Source organism: Collinsella sp. BIOML-A6 (assembly GCF_009875845.1).
Classification (GTDB): Bacteria; Actinomycetota; Coriobacteriia; order Coriobacteriales; family Coriobacteriaceae; genus Collinsella; species Collinsella aerofaciens_H.
The window spans coordinates 101,407-117,875 of the sequence record NZ_WWSL01000001.1; the positions used below are offsets into that span (position 1 = coordinate 101,407).

Consider the following 16,469-nt stretch of genomic DNA (forward strand, 5'->3'; position numbering starts at 1 on the left):
TGGCGCTAACTATACCCTAGTCATACAATTCAAAGACAGTTTGCAAAGAAACGCTGCAACCGGAGGAACCATGGCATATCCCGTATTTGACCTACACTGCGACACCGCCGACCGCATCGGCTGGGCCACGCTCGATCTCGACCTGCGCTTTACCGCCGGCACCGACGGTTATTTCCCCGGCGACGAAACGCATCCGCAGGATTTCGACCTCATCGAGGGCAACGCCTGCGCCATCTCGCTCGCAAAGATCGGCAACACGCCGTGGGCACAGTGCTTCGCCACGTTTGTCCCCGACGAGATTCCCACCGCCCACGCTGCGCGCTTCCAGGCGCAGATCATGGCGCACATGAGCGGCCAGGCAACGCTCAACCACGACCGCATGGTCAACGTACGTAGCGCCGCTGACATTCGCCCTGCGCTCAAAGACGGCAAGGTCGCCTGCATCCACACCATCGAAAACGCCACGTTCTTTGCCGAGGACCCCGCGCTGATCGAGGTGCTCAAGAGCCTGGGCGTACTCATGTCATCACTCAGCTGGAACGCGCAGGGACCGCTCGCGAGCGGACACGACACCCATGCCGGCTTCACCGCCGCCGGCATCGAGGCGCTTACGCAGATGGAGCACGCCGGCATGGTGCTCGACGTCTCCCACCTCAACGATGAGTGCTTTGACGAGGTTGTCGCCCACGCCACGCGCCCCTTCGTCGCCAGCCACTCCAACTCCCGCACCGTCTGCGGCGTCAAGCGCAACCTCACCGACGACCAGTTCCGCACCATCCGCGACATGGGCGGTATCGTCGGCCTCAACTACTGCAGCAAGTTCCTATCCAACGATGCAACCGACAAGACCGCCGCAGATGTCACCTTCGACCAGCTGGCAGCCCATATCGAACACTGGCTTGACCTGGGTGGCGAAAATATCATCGCGCTCGGCGGCGACTGGGACGGTGCCGCGGTGCCCACTTTCCTCTCCGATGCCAGCAAAATGCCCGAATTCCAAAACATGCTCTCCAGGCACTTCGGCAAGACCGTGATGCAGAAGCTCTGCAGCGACAACGCGCTTGCCTTCTTTGAGCGTTATTAATTTCACATCCCTTGAGCGGGCCGGCATCCCGAACGGTCGACATGCCGGCCCGTCCCCAATCTGAAGGACCGCTTTTGACGCAGCAATTTACGTTTTTCCTATCCCGACCGGATGGGACGCCCATCCCCGTCGTCGTTGCCAAAAAGCGCGTCAAAAACTTCAACCTACGCATCACATCGAGCGGCGAGGTCCACGCCAGCGCACCGCTCGGCGCCAGCCGCGAGCGTATCGAAGCCTTTGTGAAGCGCAACAGCGCCTGGATTATCAGGCGACTTGCCCAGCGCGAGCAACGTCAGGCAACAGCGCGAGAGCCGCTCAGCCCCTCGTCCATCATTGCACTTTGGGGCAAGCCCATCACGGTGCAGGATGCACTCGATCACAACTTTGCATCACCCGTACCGCGGCCTAAACAGGCCACCTTTGCAAGTTTTATGGGTACCGACGAGCCAGAGGAACGCCCACAGGCCAAGCGGCACGCAATCCTCGACGGCCTAACGCCCGATGAGCTCCAAGCCAACATCAACCAGCTCTATACGTCCGAGGTCACCACGGCACTGCGCGATATGGTGCACGCGTACGAAATCGCAATGGGCGTCACCGTGGCCCGCGTCTCTGTGCGCAGCATGAAAACGCGCTGGGGCTCATGCACGCCCAAGACCGGCGCCATTCGCATCGCACGCGAACTTGCCGCCTATCCCATCGAGTGTCTCGACATGGTTGTCGCCCACGAGCTTGTCCATCTGCTTGAGCCAAGCCACAACCAGCGGTTCCACGCCCTGCTCGACACATACTGCCCCAACAATAGAGCACCGTCTCAGCGGCTCAAGCAACCACCCATAGAGACGTATTAGAGCCGGTTAGCGCACGCGCTCGATCTCGACACCGCAGCTTGCCAGGGGAAGACCGACAGGCGCCCAAGGCTTATCGAGCTTAACACGCACACCAAGCAGCGAAGGATGACGGCGCAGCAGCATCTGGGCTGTCCCCTCGGCTGCCGCCTCGATGAGTTTAAACGTATGCTCGCGCAGATAGCCATCAACATCGTGGCACACCGAGCCATAGTCAATCGAGGCGTCCAAACTATCGTGCTCCCCCGCCGCGCGCAGGTCGGCATAGAGCACCAGAGAAACGATGAACTTCTGACCCAGCGCGTTCTCCTCGGGATACACGCCATGGTTGGCAAAAACCTCAAGGCCGTCAATGACAATACGGTCGGCATGGCGAAGGTCGTCATAGCTCACATGGGGTACCGCCGTCGCAGCAGAAATTTCGCCCCTACCACGACGGGCAAGCTCAGCACCCTCGGTCTTGGTGGCATTCTCAGGCAGTTTTTTGTTACTCATCGCGATCGTCTCCTTCGTTTAGAACCCCGATCGCGCATACCGGCTACACGCGAATCGACAGGTTCTTTTTATCGTCGCTCCAGTTGCAAGCATTGCGCGCGGGGCATGCAAAGCAGGCGCGTGACGCTTTGTCGGCTGCATAGAGCAGACGCTCAAGCGGTTGGCTGTTCACGCGCAGCTTTCGATGGCCCAGGATGGCCGTCTTAATGGCTGCGGCATCGGCCGGCTCAAACGCCACGTCATCGGGCATGCCGCCGAGGATCGCATCAGCGACGCGTTCGCTTGCAACATCATGGGATATACCCGATTCATACTGTTCATCTTTGCCGATATCGTGAAGAAGTGCCGTGGCGTAGATGACCTCGCGGTCAAATTCGAGCTGTTCCTCGAGATTCTTGATCCACATAATACGGGCAACATCCAGCAGGTGGTCAATACCGTGGCGGCAAAAGATGCGCCCCGATTCCAACCGTGCAATGTTGCCCAGGTGCCGCCGGAACAGCCCGTTGGCACAAATATAATCAATGCGAGGCATGGCACCAAAGGGAGTCAGGCCCGAAGCCATAAAACCGCGACGCAGTGTTCCCTCGTCCGTATTCGATGTAAAGTCGTTAACGACTCTCATAGCTAGCGTCCCAGCATCCTAAAGAATCGCTCCTCGAGCGCCGGATCGGTCTCAAAGACGCCGCGGCGAGCGAGCGTTACAGTCTTGGTGCCGGGCTTTTGCACGCCGCGCATGGTCATGCACATATGCTCAGCTTCCATGAGCACAATCGCTCCCTGGGGAGCGAGATAATCCATGAGAGCGTCGGCAACCTGCGCACACAGCTGCTCCTGCAGCTGCAGACGGCGGGCATAAACCTCAACCGTGCGAGCAAGCTTAGACAGGCCCGCCACCCGACCGTTAGGGATATAACCAATGGCAGCCTTGCCATAAAACGGCAGCAGATGGTGCTCGCACAACGAGTAAAACGTAATGTCACGCTCGATAACCAAATCGTTCGAAGCGACGGCAAAAGTTTTGGACAGATGCTCCTCGGCACTCTGGTCCATACCGCCGGCAATCTCGCTATACATACGGGCAACGCGTGCCGGCGTCTCCAGCAGCCCCTCACGAGACGGCTCCTCGCCTATACCTTCAAGCAGCAGCTTAATGGCAGTCTCGACTTTTTCCTGATCGACCATCTGGGCCTCACTTTCTTCGATTTCGCGTTCGCGCTATGGTACCACGACGGCACGCAACCTCTGCCAGCTACATAGTATGGGTCGAATAGACCGGATCATCACGCCAAAGCTCCACGGCGTCGCAAAGCGCAACGTTTTCACGCTCGGCACGGGCACGCGTGGCATTCATATCAATCACGCGCTGATTGCTCGAGCCCCTAAAGCGCAACGAGATATCGTACAAATCCTGAACGAACGGACCGTCCACCAACATATCGAGGCAGGCGAGAATGCGGCTCGTCACCTCGGTATGATGGTGCCCGCCCGGCATAAGCTCCTCGAGTACGTCGCCAGTAAAGCACCAAATGGTCTTTCCCGACCCCACAGGATAAGTGGCGCGAACGCGCTCAATGAAATCAACAAGCCCCGCCTGGTTCTCGGGTTCCATGGGCTCGCCGCCCAGAATTGTCAGGCCATCAATAAAGGGATGGTCGAGACTCTCGATAATCTTGCCCTCGACGGCACGATCGAACGGCTCGCCCGCAGCAAAGTCCCACGCAGCAGAGTTAAAGCAGTTCTTGCACCCACGACGGCATCCACTCACAAACAGAGAAGTACGAACGCCTTCCCCATCGGCAATGTCGAAATACTTAATGTTCGCGTAGTTCATAAGTAACCTTCCTGGGGGTCTGGAGTATATCATTCCGTCCTCAAACATTCTCGGCCTTTGGCCTGCGAAACTGCGGGCGGAACGATATACTCCAGACCCCTCGCGAGCAACACTCAATGAACGAAGCGAGCATCGAGTATAGGGTTCGAGGTCCAATAAAAAATTTGTTGCAGCTCAACCGTTGCTGCAAGCAAACCGTTATTGCAAGTCGACTCATTTCCGCTAAGAACTTCGAGGAGTGAGCAGACCGTATGCTGCATCTCAACTACGTCAACTTGGCTGAACCGAGAGGACCGCTTGGGCTTTTGCTCGATATGAGTTCCGCACGCAAAGAAGGCCACTTAATGTGGCCTTCGTCTTGCGCAGGACTGTCCGAAATAGCGAGCAAATGCCCAAGCGGTCCTCTCGGTTCAGCCCCGGAGCGATATTAGAGATGCAGCACGCGGTCGCGGATTTCCTCGGTTCGACCCTGGTTCCAGAACTGGGTACCGATGTAGCCGCACGTGCGACGGGCGACATTCATCTTCTCCTGGTCACGATTACCGCAGTTGGGGCACTCCCACACCAGCTTACCGTCGTCCTCGATAATGCGGATCTCGCCATCGTAGCCGCACACCTGGCAGTAGTCGCTCTTGGTGTTGAGCTCGGCGTACATGATGTTGTCGTAGATGTACTGCATCACGCGAATGACAGCCTTGAGGTTGTCCTGCATGTTGGGAACCTCGACGTAGGAGATGGCACCGCCCGGCGAAAGCTGCTGGAACATGCCCTCGAACTTGAGCTTGTCGAATGCGTCGATCTCCTCGGACACGTGGACATGGTAGCTGTTGGTGATGTAGCCCTTGTCCGTCACGCCCGGGATGATGCCAAAACGACGCTGCAGGCACTTGGCGAACTTGTAGGTCGTCGACTCAAGCGGGGTACCGTACAGCGAGAAGTCGATATCGCTTTCGGCCTTCCACTCGGCGCACTTGTCGTTCATGCGCTGCATGACGGCCATGGCAAAGGGCGTACCCTCCTTCTCGGTGTGGCTGTGGCCCGTCATGTACTTGACGCACTCATACAGGCCAGCATAGCCCAGGCTGATGGTGGAGTATCCGCCCACGAGCAGTTTGTCGATCGTCTCACCCTTCTTCAGACGAGCGAGGGCGCCGTACTGCCACAGAATCGGGGCGGCATCAGAAAGCGTACCCATCAGGCGCTCATGACGGCACAGCAGGGCACGGTGGCACAGCTCAAGGCGTTCATCGAAGATTTTCCAGAACTTGTCCATGTCCTGATGCGAGCTCAGCGCGACATCGGGCAGGTTGATGGTCACAACACCCTGGTTAAAGCGACCATAGTACTTAGGCTTGGTCGGGTCATAGTTCAGCGCGTTGGCGACATTGTTAAAGCCGTTGCCCGAACGGTCGGGCGTCAGGAAGCTGCGACAACCCATGCAGGTATAGCAGTCGCCGTTGCCCGCGGTCTCGCCCTTCGACAGCTTGAGCTCGCGCATCTTCTTCTCGGAGATGTAGTCGGGCACCATGCGCTTGGCGGTGCACTTCGCAGCCAGCTGAGTCAGGTAGAAGTACGGGGAATCCTCGTAAACGTTATCGTCCTCAAGCACATAGATAAGCTTGGGGAACGCCGGGGTGATCCACACGCCGGCTTCGTTCTTAACGCCCTCATAGCGCTGACGAAGCGTCTCCTCCACAATCATGGCAAGGTCGTGCTTCTCCTGGGGCGTACGGGCCTCATTGAGATACATAAAGACCGTCACGAACGGCGCCTGGCCATTCGTGGTCATAAGGGTCACGACCTGATACTGAATCGTCTGGACGCCGCGACGAATCTCATCGCGCAGGCGGTCCTCAACGACCTCACGAACCTTCTCGGCAGACGCAGAAACGCCAAGCTCCTCGAGCTCGCGGGCAACCTCGCCACGAATCTTCTGACGGCTCACCTCGACAAACGGAGCCAGATGGGTCAGCGAAATCGACTGACCGCCGTACTGGGAAGAGGCGACCTGGGCGATAATCTGCGTCGCGATATTGCAGGCAGTCGAGAAGCTGTGCGGCTTCTCGATCAGCGTGCCCGAGATAACGGTGCCGTTCTGGAGCATATCCTCCAGGTTCACCAGGTCGCAGTTGTGCATGTGCTGGGCGAAGTAGTCCGAATCGTGGAAGTGAATCAGGCCCTCGTTGTGGGCATCCACGATCTCCTGGGGCAGCAGCACGCGCTGCGTCAGGTCCTTGGAGATCTCGCCGGCCATGTAGTCGCGCTGAACGGAGTTGACAGTCGGGTTTTTGTTAGAGTTCTCCTGCTTGACCTCTTCGTTGTTGCATTCGATCAGCGACAGGATCTTGTCGTCGGTCGTGTTCTTTTGGCGCTTCAGGCTCTGAACATAGCGATAAATGATGTAGTGGCGAGCGACCTCATAGCAGTCGAGGCGCATGATCTCGTCCTCGACCAGATCCTGGATCTCCTCGACCGATACGGTGTGCCCGGCATTCTCACATGCCTCGGCAACGTTTTGTGCCGCGTAAACCACCTGACGGTCGGTTAGACGAGAGCTCTCCTCGACCTCCAAGTTTGCGGCGCGGATGGCATTGACGATCTTGTCGATGTCAAAGACAACCTCGGTGCCGCTGCGCTTGATGATCTTCATCCTCTTGCCTCTTTCGCATCGTAGTCTCATTGCGCTTCAGAGCCAAACGATGCCCGGCAGGGCTTGCCCCTGTCTTGCGGCGCCGTCGCGCAATCTGTGTTCTCGATAAACCATAAGCCTCCATGCGGACATTCCCAGGAGCCGATCAAGCGGCTCAAGGACACGTTCAAAAGAGGCAGTTAAGGTCTTCGTTCTCTGTCCGCCATCTATCATACGACAAAGATGCATCTATATCCTGTATTCTTTTTTTAGGTCAAACACAACATATAGTGTTTCAGCAGGTCAAAGCAATTAGTCATTTTGCAGACGCATTAAAACTGAGGGGTATTTGACAAGTCGGTAAAACGTTACCAACACGACTACCTGCATGGCAGTTATAAAACCCCTTAGTCAAGCCGCCGACAAATCCTACCAAAACTAAGCCACTCATGCCAAAAGAATCCAAAAGATTATGCTTGACCAACATGTTGCGGTCACGATCGACCAAGATGTATGCAATCTGTCGGTACCCCTACGGGATGCGAAGATCATCGCGTACAGACCTTAAATCAATATTTGGCGGCGAGCTTCGTGACAAAAAACAGCTCAGAGGCTAAGCCTCTGAGCTGCGAACATTTGGTGGGCGTTAGAAGATTTGAACTTCTGACCTCTTCCGTGTCAGGGAAGCGCTCTCCCCCTGAGCTAAACGCCCAAATGGAGCGGACAACGGGGCTCGAACCCGCGACCCCAACCTTGGCAAGGTTGTGCTCTACCAACTGAGCCATGTCCGCCTGCAAGGATTCAATATACGGGATAATCCACCCGAATGCAAGAACTATTTTCGAATAATTTGAAAAAAGTTCGAGCCCCCTGGGACGGATCGACCAATTAGTGAAAAGAATGGAAGACTCACTCCCCCGGCCACAACAGCGAGCGGGCTCCGGGTGCCCCAGGTTGCCGCGAAAGAGGAGGGAAGCGTACTTTATGTACGCGACCGACGATTGAGGGGCAAGATGGGGTGCCCGGGGCTCGCGCAGCGTCAACAAAAAACGCGGTTCGTTAGAACCGCGTAAGATAGTTGGAGCGGACAACGGGGCTCGAACCCGCGACCCCAACCTTGGCAAGGTTGTGCTCTACCAACTGAGCCATGTCCGCATATGTAAAACAAAACGGGCGCCGGAGCGCCCGGATGTTGCCTGGAGGCGAAGCCCGGATTCGAACCGGGGGTAAAGGCTTTGCAGGCCTCTGCCTTACCACTTGGCCACTTCGCCGGAAAAGGACCGCTTAAGACGGTCCGGAAATGCAATGGAGCGGACAACGGGGCTCGAACCCGCGACCCCAACCTTGGCAAGGTTGTGCTCTACCAACTGAGCCATGTCCGCTTGCGGGTTATTAATTTACGCGAGTTGTCCAAAAGACGCAAGTACTTTTTTCAAAAAAAGTTGTCTGCCGCATGTTCTTAGTAGCTAAACGCGCTAAAGCGATTGGCTAGGCACACGATTCCAGCGCTCCGCTAAACAGCTTCACCATCTGCACGCGCGTGCCGGCGCCGTCCGTACGACGAGCAACCTCCACGTTATCGACGAGCATGCGCATTAGCTTGATACCACGTCCACGTTCCTCGGATGCCACCGGCTCGCTCGTTTCATCGATAGAATAGCCGGCACCTCGATCAAGCACCTCAACCACAACGCGATCGCCATAGGCCTGAACCGTCAGGACGCACCCGATACCGCCCGCATGGTCATAGGCATTACCCAGCGCCTCCCCCGACGCCAATGCGACATCGTAGCGCTCGTCACGGCGCAACGGAAGCGATTCAAGGAGTTCGGCGATGCGATGTCGGTAGTATGGAAGATTCTCGATACCCTGACGGACCTCGACGCTCTTACTCCAGCGAGGCAGCTCCCCCACCGGAATGGCGGGAATAGACTCCCGTGCCGGCCCTGCGACATGAAGGATATCGACAAGACGAGCAATCTTCAAAAAGCGAACAACTTCATCTGATGCATTGACAAGCGAAAGCAGGCCTTCTCGTCTCATGAGCTCACGAGCGTGCATAAGCAGAAATGCCAAGCCTGTCGAATCGATAAAGCTAACAGCCTGACAGTTGAAGACGACACGACGCACGCCGCGGCCAATCAAAGCATCCAACCGCCGACGCAGCGCAGGCACCGTGGCGATGTCGATATCGCCTGGTGGCGTCAAAACCGCTATGTCATTCCACTCATTCATACGACCATGGTTCCCCAAAAAAGCCCACTCGATGCATTCGTTTTCCCAACCGCACGGATTCAGCCCGCCCAGCGTCGTCTATGAACGACCCCGTAAAAACTCAAGGGACACCAATGCAATGTCATCGTCCAGCGCCGATTCGGTAAATCGGTCAAGCTCGCCCAAGACCTTGCCGCAAATGCCCGACACGCCCTCCCCCGAAACAGAAAGCAGAAGATCACGCAAGCGCTGCTCGCCAAAGAACGCTCCGGTGCGGTCGCGGGCCTCAATCGTTCCATCCGTATACATGAAGAGCATGTCGCCGGGGGCGAACGTAAACACGCCTGTCTCGTACACCATGCTCTCAAAGGCACCGATCACGCCCGATTGGCACCCAAGGAGCTCCACTTCTCCCCCGCAGGTCTCGCCGCCACCAAGCGGCGTCGACGACGGCCTAATGACCATAGTGGGAGGATGTCCCGCAGAGCAATAGGTAGCGCGACCCGCTTTAAGATCGATCTTGGCGATAAACGCCGTCACAAACGTCTCGACCCTCGAAAAGCCCATGAGCATGCTGTTAAGGGAGCGTGCCATGCGGGTCGGTCCAGCGCCCTCCCAGGCATAGGCCGTCAGGGCCGTCTTGACGAGCGCGGACATCGATGCGGCCTCAATGCCTTTGCCAGACACATCACCCAGAATCATGACGGCGCAGTCGTCGGGAAGACGGATGAGCGTATAGAAATCGCCGCCGACCAACGCCGAGTTCGTGGCCGACAGGTACACCGAATCGGTTGCGATACCCGGAACATCCCCCAGGGAATTTCTCATGCCGATCTGGAGGGTCTGAGCGATATGGCGCTCCTCGCGCTTTTGAGATTCGCCTTCGTAGATCAGTTCAAAGTCATGCGCCAAGTGCACCAAGTAGTCGTATTCAAGGTCATCAATCGGCTCTTGGCTACCATCACGAAGCAGCAGCGCGCGCGTCGTCGGGCTCTTCGTAACAGAAACAGGAACAATCGCGTCGTTACTGTGCTTGCCATCACCCTCAGAGCGCGGGCGCCCCGCCTCGATGCCGGTGTCGACGTAGAGACCTTGACAAGGCAGGCCATGCGCCCTAAGCCAGCCTCCCATAGGCATCGATTCGTCAACGCGCGTTATACGGACGTGTTTAAGGTCCCCGGCACTCGTGCCGCCCAAAACAGATGCCTCAAAGCCATCAGGGCCAGCCCCCAGACGTGCCGCTGGCGCCATCGTGGAAAAGAACAGCTGCTCGGGATCGTCCGGCAAAGCAACGCGACTGCCGCCTTCAAAATCTATGACGTAGGAATCCAGACTGGCGTCATACTCAACAGGACAAAAATGGCAGTTGAGCATATTGCAGATCTCGGACGATACCGCCTGGGTAGCCGCGGCGGGATCGTCTAGAAAGGTAAACAACTCGTCACGCAAGACATTGAGCGAGCGGCCAAGCTCGGCCGTGCGACGAGAGCGAAGGCTCGATGCCATGCCGACCAGCTGGATAGACAGGTAATCGCAAATAACCTCGAGCACATTAACGTCATAGGCGAGCGGTGCCTGGGGGCGTTTCCAACCAACTTCCAGCACGCCAAGGATCTGCGTACCGTAAAACACGGGAAGACAGATCTCGCTGCGGTACGGAGGCATATCCTGCACGCGCAACAGGTGCTTAGAACGATTGTCCAGGTCCATGAACATACCGGAGGCGGCCCTATCGCCCTCAAGGTCCTGTTGAATCGACAAGCGACAGGCACGCGACTCGCGAAGAACATACGTCGGAATGCCGGCGCCATACGGCAAAAACTCGGGCAGGTAGCTGTCATGCAGCTCCTTGGAAACACCGCGAAGCTTAAAACCGCCGCTCTCAGAAAAATAAATGGCAGCGCCCGAGGCATCGAGGGTTCCTACGAGCTGGTTCAAAACGGTATCTAACAAACTAGGCAGCTCATCGGAGCCCACCGTGCTCATAATGACCGAGAGCGTGCCCGAGAGGCGCTTATTCGCCACTCTCAGTTCCGAAAGTGCACGCTTGAGCTGGCGGTCGTGCGAATACTGTTCTTCGATGCTATGGAGCGCCACCAGAACACGCGGTGCACGGCGGCCAAAGATGCGAGACGGTGTAACCGAGCCGGCACACACCAGGACGGGGATAAATGAGCCGTCACTCAGCTTGAGCATCAACTCGCTCTTTGTTCCATTGGTCTCAAAAGGAAGACGATGCGCTGTCGCGCGTTCAAATGCCGACGAGTACAGGAGGTCTTTAACATCTCCGTTGATCACATCGGAACGCTCCTCGCACATTAAGTCGAGCAAACGATTATTTACATGCAAAATGGTTCCGTCAAGCTCACAGACAATGACAGCATCGCTCGTAATCTCGACCAATTGGGCAACGTCTGCCCACTCGTTGCGCTCAAGCGTTTCCATCGTGAACCTCACCGTCTATCGGTAACAAAAAAGCCTCCGAAGAGGCTTCATAAATGCGATGGTGTCGGAGGCGGGACTTGAACCCGCATGACCAAAAAGCGGTCACTAGCACCTCAAGCTAGCGCGTCTGCCAATTCCGCCACTCCGACATGCTATGTTGTTGATCGCGGTTCGTTCTGTTGAACCCGCGCTTTCAACGAGGAAGATAATAACCTATGATTCGAGAACTGTGCAAGCACTTTTTTCAAAAAAGTTTACGAATTTGTAAATGCCCAGGTAGACTGAACTGTTCGGGCAGAAATGAGGTTGCTTTCAAACGCGTCCTCGGGCATGCGGCATTATTTTGATCCGCGCTTCGCGCTACAAAATAATGCCGCCCCCTGCGGAATGCGTTGGAAAGCAACCTCATTCCTGCCCTAGGGGCATGTACTCCAGGCACAGTTCTCAAACATGTTCTGGGGGCTGATGCAAATTTGGTGGCTCGGCTTTGCCGAGCCCTTATATAAGGAGGCCGGAGCGAAAGCTCCGGCCTCACTCAATTTCTTATTAGATTAAGTGAGCGATCAGGAAATCGAACTCCCCCTACCTTGTTACCGTAGGGCCCGCCCTGGTGTTACTTTTCAGAACATTCCGCAGGACGCAAGAAACCCCCGCCGCACGAAGTGCGCAGCGGGGGTTTCTTGCATGTCCGAGGACGTTCTGGAAAGTAACACCAGGGCGGGCCCGGACGAGAACAACCGACTACAGGTCGATGTGCGATTCCTTGATCGGGAACGGCTCTGCGAAGTGGCACGCGCAGCAGTGGCCCGGGGCAACTTCCTTAAACTCGGGAAGCTTCTCGGAGCAGATACCCTGCGCGATCGGGCAGCGCGTGTGGAAACGGCAACCGGTCGGCGGATCCAGCGGCGACGGCGGATCGCCAGCGAGAATGATGCGCTTGCGGGTCTTCTGGATATCGGGATCGGGAACTGGCACAGCAGACAGCAGCGACTGCGTGTACGGATGGTGAGGCTCGCTGTAGAGCGTCTTCCAGTCCGAGACCTCGACCATCTTACCCAGATACATAACGGCAACGCGATCGGAGATGTGCTGCACGACGGACAGGTCGTGGGCGATAAACAGATACGCCGTGCCAAACTTGTCCTGCAGCTCCTTGAGCAGGTTCAAAACCTGGGCCTGAATGGATACATCCAGAGCGGAAACCGGCTCGTCGCAGATAATCAGCTTGGGCTTCAGCGCAAATGCGCGGGCAATGCCGACACGCTGACGCTGACCGCCGGAGAACTCATGAGGATAGCGGTTGATGTGCTCGGGGTTCAGTCCGACAACGTCGAGAAGCTCGCGGACACGCTCAATGCGCTCCTCCTTGGTTCCCACGCCGTGAATGGTCATGGGCTCGGAGACGATCTCACCGATAGTCATACGAGGGTTGAGCGAAGCATAAGGATCCTGGAAGATAAACTGCATCTCACGACGCATGTCCTTGATCTCATGCTTGCTCATCTCGGCAACATCTTTGCCCTGGAAAAACACCTTACCAGCGGTCGGCTTGGTCAAGCGCATAATAGTGCGGCCCGTCGTGGATTTACCGCAACCAGACTCGCCAACCAGACCAAAGGTCTCGCCAGGATAAATCTCAAAAGAGATGTCATTTACAGCAGAGACGACGCGCTTGGAAAAACGCTTGGCGAACATGCCGGACTCTGCAGGGAACTCCTTAGAGAGGTGCTCGACCTTCAGCAGCGGAGTGCGCGTGTTTTTGTCTGCCATTTACGCCTCGCCTCCCTTCTCGAAATCCTTGCGCGTACGGGACGTCTCAGGAGCGTTCTTGAGGAACTCGGGGTCGCCGGCGTAGTGGCACGCAGAATAGTGACCGGACTCGATGACAACACGCTCGGGGCGCTGCTTGCGGCACTTATCGGTCGCATAGGGACAACGAGGCGAGAACACACAACCCTCGGGCAGGTTCATGAGCGAAGGCGGGTTGCCGTGAATCGGCGTCAGCGGCTTCTTCTCATCGATAGCCTGCTCCGGGATGGAGCGGATAAGGCCCCAGGTGTAGGGATGGCGGCTCTCGTAGAAGATTTCCTCAGCAGTACCGAACTCGACGGGACGGCCGGCGTACATAACCATGATTTTGTCGGCCATATCGGCGACAACGCCCAGGTCATGGGTAATCATGATGATGGCGTTGCCGTTCTTCTTCTGCATTTCCTGCATAAGCTCAATAATCTGAGCCTGAATGGTAACGTCCAGGGCAGTCGTGGGTTCGTCGGCAATCAGAATATCGGGGTCGCAGGCAAGGGCCATGGCAATCATGACGCGCTGACGCATGCCACCAGAGAACTGGTGCGGATACTCATTCACGCGCTTCTCGGGCTCGGGAATGCCAACAAGGTCCAAAAGCTCGGTGGCGCGCTTGAGTGCCTCCTGCTTGGAGTAGCCACGGTGCAGACGAAGACCCTCGCCTACCTGCTTGCCGATCTTATAGACCGGGTTCAAGGATGTCATGGGATCTTGGAAGATCATCGCGATATCGTTGCCGCGAATGTGCTGCATCTCTTCCTCGGTCATCTCGAGGATGGAGCGACCGCGATAGCGAACGTCACCGCCCTCGATCTTTCCCGGAGGCATCGAGATAAGGCCCATGATGGTCATAGCGGTCACGGACTTACCGGAGCCGGACTCACCGACGACGCCCAGGGTCTCGCCGCGATCGAGCGTGTAGGACACACCGTCGACAGCGCGAACGACGCCATCCTCGGTATGAAAATACATCTTGAGGTCGTCGACCTCGAGCAGATGCTGGCCCTCGGGAACCGGCTGGTCCTTCAGGTCCACATAGTTCTTGTTCTTCTTCATCCTTATGCGTCCTTCATCTTGACGTCGAGGGCGTCGCGCAGACCGTCACCCAGCAGGGTGAAGGCGAGCACCGTCGTAAGAATTGCCAGACCGGGCATGATCATCATCCAGGGGGCGGTCATCAGATATTGCTGACCGTCCTGAATCATCGAGCCCCAAGAAGGCGTAGGCGGAATAACGCCCATTCCAAGGTAGGACAGAGCGGACTCGGTCAGAATGGCACCACCGATGTTCATGGTCGCGTAGACCACGATGGAGGCAACGGAGTTCGGGAAGATGTGACGCATGACGATACGGGCGTCCGATGCGCCCATCGCGCGCGCAGCGTCAACATAGTCGTTTTCCTTGACCGTCAAAATTGCAGAGCGGAAGACACGCGCAATCGAAGGCCACCCGAGAATACCGATGGCGATAAAGACGTTCTGAAGGCCACGGCCGATGACGGCGATCATGGCGACGACGAACAGCACGTACGGGAACGCCAGGAAGATGTCCGCACAGCGCATGATGATCGTATCCCAGACGCCGCCGTAGAAACCAGCGAGGGCGCCCATGATTAGACCGATGACCGTCGAGATGGCAGTCGCCATGATACCGACGGAAAGCGAGACGCGGGCACCGTAGATAACACGGACCAAAATGTCGCGACCAAGAGCGTCGGTGCCAAACGGATGCTCGGCACACGGAGCCATAAGCGCGGTCTTTGCCATGGTGGTCGAGTCGGAGGCAGTCGGAGAACCGAGCCAAGGCTGGGCCCACAGATCGGCAGTCAGCGCAATGAGAACGACGATGACGATCCAGCAGACGCCGATGACGGCGAGCTTGTTCTTACGAAGACGCTTGAAAGCGTCACCCCACAGCGTGCGGGACTTAGCGGGAGCAGACGCGGCCTCGGTGGCGGTAGCCTGCTCCTGAGACTGAGAATCAGTTTCCTGCATGAGACGTACCTCCCTTAGGCCTTATCCGACGGACCGCCAAGGCGGATGCGCGGGTCGAGGAATGCATAGCTGATGTCGACGAGCAGGTTAATCACCATAATAACGACGACGATGAGCGTAACGCCGCCCATCACGACGGGCCAGTCGCGCATGCTGATGGCGCGGTAGACCTCAAAACCGATGCCGGGCCAGTTAAAGACCGTCTCGGTCAGGATGGCGCCCGAAAGCATGGCGCCAAAGTCGACACCAATATAGGTGACGACCGGGATGAGTGCATTCTTAAGCGCATGCTTGATGATGATCGCGCGATTGGAGAGTCCCTTGGCCTTTGCCGTACGGATGTAATCCTGGTTCATGACGTCGAGCAGCTGCGAGCGCATAATGCGGGCGGCATAGGCGGTCGAAACCGAAGCCAGCGTAATGGTCGGAAGCACATAGTGCATCCAATCCTGATACTGAGAGCTGGCACCGCCGGCACCCGAGATCGGCATGGAGAATGCACCGCCCGTGGCGTCCTTGAGAACGACGCCAAAGAACAGCTGCAGCAACATACCGAGCCAGAAGGCCGGGACGGCAACGAGGATCGACGTAGTGAGCGTTACCAAAATATCCCAGAAGGAATAACGCTTTACCGCCGAAATGATACCCGCACCGATACCCATGATTGCCTCGAGTACGATGGCGCACGCGGCAAGTTTGATCGTATACGGATACTTCTGGGCGAAGATTTCCGTAACCGGCAGCTTGCGCTGATACGAATTGCCCAGATCGCCATGAAGCAGGCCGTTCATGTAATACAAGTAACGGTCCACGAGCGACGTTTGAACGGGATCGCCGTTCTCGTCAAGGATCGCGTTGCCGTCCTCGTCCGACTGGACCAGGTGATAGCGAACGCGAAGCTGAAGCTCCACCTCGGGGGACAGAGCCTTGTCTCCACCGATCAGCTTGATCGGATCTCCCGGCACGATATTCTGGAGGGCGAACAGAATCAGCGTAACGCCCAAAAATACCGGGATGAACTGAAGCACACGTTTAACGATGTACTTACCCATACCACTCCCCTATCTAGGGATTAACCTAAATGGGATGCCGATCGCCAGACCGGCATCCCAAAATTACC

At 57.0% G+C, this 16,469-nt stretch carries 13 protein-coding genes and 6 tRNA genes; 2 read left to right on the forward strand and 17 right to left on the reverse strand.

Going from position 1 to position 16,469, the window contains the following annotated elements:
* Positions 1–70: 70 nt before the first annotated feature.
* Positions 71–1,084, forward strand: a complete 1,014-nt coding sequence (locus GT495_RS00465; RefSeq protein WP_161161148.1) for a dipeptidase — start codon at positions 71–73, stop codon at positions 1,082–1,084.
* 74 nt (positions 1,085–1,158) lie between these two features.
* Entirely contained in the window at positions 1,159–1,935 is a 777-nt protein-coding gene (locus tag GT495_RS00470) for a M48 family metallopeptidase (RefSeq protein WP_161161149.1), read from the forward strand.
* A 6-nt stretch (positions 1,936–1,941) separates the two neighbouring features.
* Here the strand turns inward: GT495_RS00470 and folB are convergent, their stop codons facing one another.
* The 17 genes from folB to GT495_RS00555 all read right to left on the reverse strand — a co-directional run bounded on the left by folB (position 1,942) and on the right by GT495_RS00555 (position 16,401).
* Positions 1,942–2,427, reverse strand: a complete 486-nt coding sequence (folB, locus tag GT495_RS00475) for a dihydroneopterin aldolase (RefSeq protein ID WP_152074871.1) — start codon at positions 2,425–2,427, stop codon at positions 1,942–1,944.
* Positions 2,428–2,470: 43 nt separating this feature from the next.
* Positions 2,471–3,052: an HD domain-containing protein gene (locus GT495_RS00480; protein WP_187323876.1), complete on the reverse strand. Its 582-nt coding sequence runs from the start codon at positions 3,050–3,052 to the stop codon at positions 2,471–2,473.
* Positions 3,053–3,054: 2 nt separating this feature from the next.
* Complete coding sequence (gene folE / locus GT495_RS00485) at positions 3,055–3,612, reverse strand: GTP cyclohydrolase I FolE (protein WP_152074872.1); 558 nt, start codon at positions 3,610–3,612, stop codon at positions 3,055–3,057.
* 67 nt (positions 3,613–3,679) lie between these two features.
* A complete protein-coding gene (gene nrdG / locus GT495_RS00490) occupies positions 3,680–4,261 on the reverse strand; it encodes an anaerobic ribonucleoside-triphosphate reductase activating protein (protein ID WP_161161150.1) in 582 nt (193 codons plus the stop codon).
* A gap of 427 nt (positions 4,262–4,688) precedes the next feature.
* Entirely contained in the window at positions 4,689–6,911 is a 2,223-nt protein-coding gene (gene nrdD, locus GT495_RS00495) for an anaerobic ribonucleoside-triphosphate reductase (RefSeq protein ID WP_152078826.1), read from the reverse strand.
* Positions 6,912–7,527: 616 nt separating this feature from the next.
* Positions 7,528–7,602: transfer RNA gene (locus GT495_RS00500), tRNA-Val, on the reverse strand.
* Positions 7,603–7,605: 3 nt separating this feature from the next.
* Positions 7,606–7,681, reverse strand: a tRNA-Gly gene (locus GT495_RS00505).
* A 288-nt stretch (positions 7,682–7,969) separates the two neighbouring features.
* Positions 7,970–8,045, reverse strand: a tRNA-Gly gene (locus GT495_RS00510).
* Positions 8,046–8,087: 42 nt separating this feature from the next.
* Positions 8,088–8,161 (reverse strand) — tRNA-Cys (locus tag GT495_RS00515).
* 35 nt (positions 8,162–8,196) lie between these two features.
* Positions 8,197–8,272: transfer RNA gene (locus tag GT495_RS00520), tRNA-Gly, on the reverse strand.
* A gap of 106 nt (positions 8,273–8,378) precedes the next feature.
* Positions 8,379–9,125, reverse strand: a complete 747-nt coding sequence (locus GT495_RS00525; protein WP_161161151.1) for an anti-sigma factor antagonist — start codon at positions 9,123–9,125, stop codon at positions 8,379–8,381.
* A 78-nt stretch (positions 9,126–9,203) separates the two neighbouring features.
* Positions 9,204–11,549: a SpoIIE family protein phosphatase gene (locus GT495_RS00530; RefSeq protein WP_161161152.1), complete on the reverse strand. Its 2,346-nt coding sequence runs from the start codon at positions 11,547–11,549 to the stop codon at positions 9,204–9,206.
* Between the two features lie 59 nt (positions 11,550–11,608).
* A tRNA-Leu gene (locus GT495_RS00535) sits at positions 11,609–11,698 on the reverse strand.
* A 592-nt stretch (positions 11,699–12,290) separates the two neighbouring features.
* Complete coding sequence (locus GT495_RS00540) at positions 12,291–13,319, reverse strand: ABC transporter ATP-binding protein (protein ID WP_152074877.1); 1,029 nt, start codon at positions 13,317–13,319, stop codon at positions 12,291–12,293.
* The gene (locus GT495_RS00545; RefSeq protein ID WP_161161153.1) at positions 13,320–14,411 is read right to left on the reverse strand and encodes an ABC transporter ATP-binding protein; all 1,092 of its coding nucleotides are present in this window, start codon (positions 14,409–14,411) and stop codon (positions 13,320–13,322) included.
* A gap of 2 nt (positions 14,412–14,413) precedes the next feature.
* Entirely contained in the window at positions 14,414–15,349 is a 936-nt protein-coding gene (locus GT495_RS00550; protein ID WP_161161154.1) for an ABC transporter permease, read from the reverse strand.
* A gap of 14 nt (positions 15,350–15,363) precedes the next feature.
* Positions 15,364–16,401, reverse strand: coding sequence for an ABC transporter permease (locus tag GT495_RS00555; RefSeq protein ID WP_161161155.1), 1,038 nt, complete (start codon positions 16,399–16,401; stop codon positions 15,364–15,366).
* Positions 16,402–16,469 lie beyond the last annotated feature (68 nt).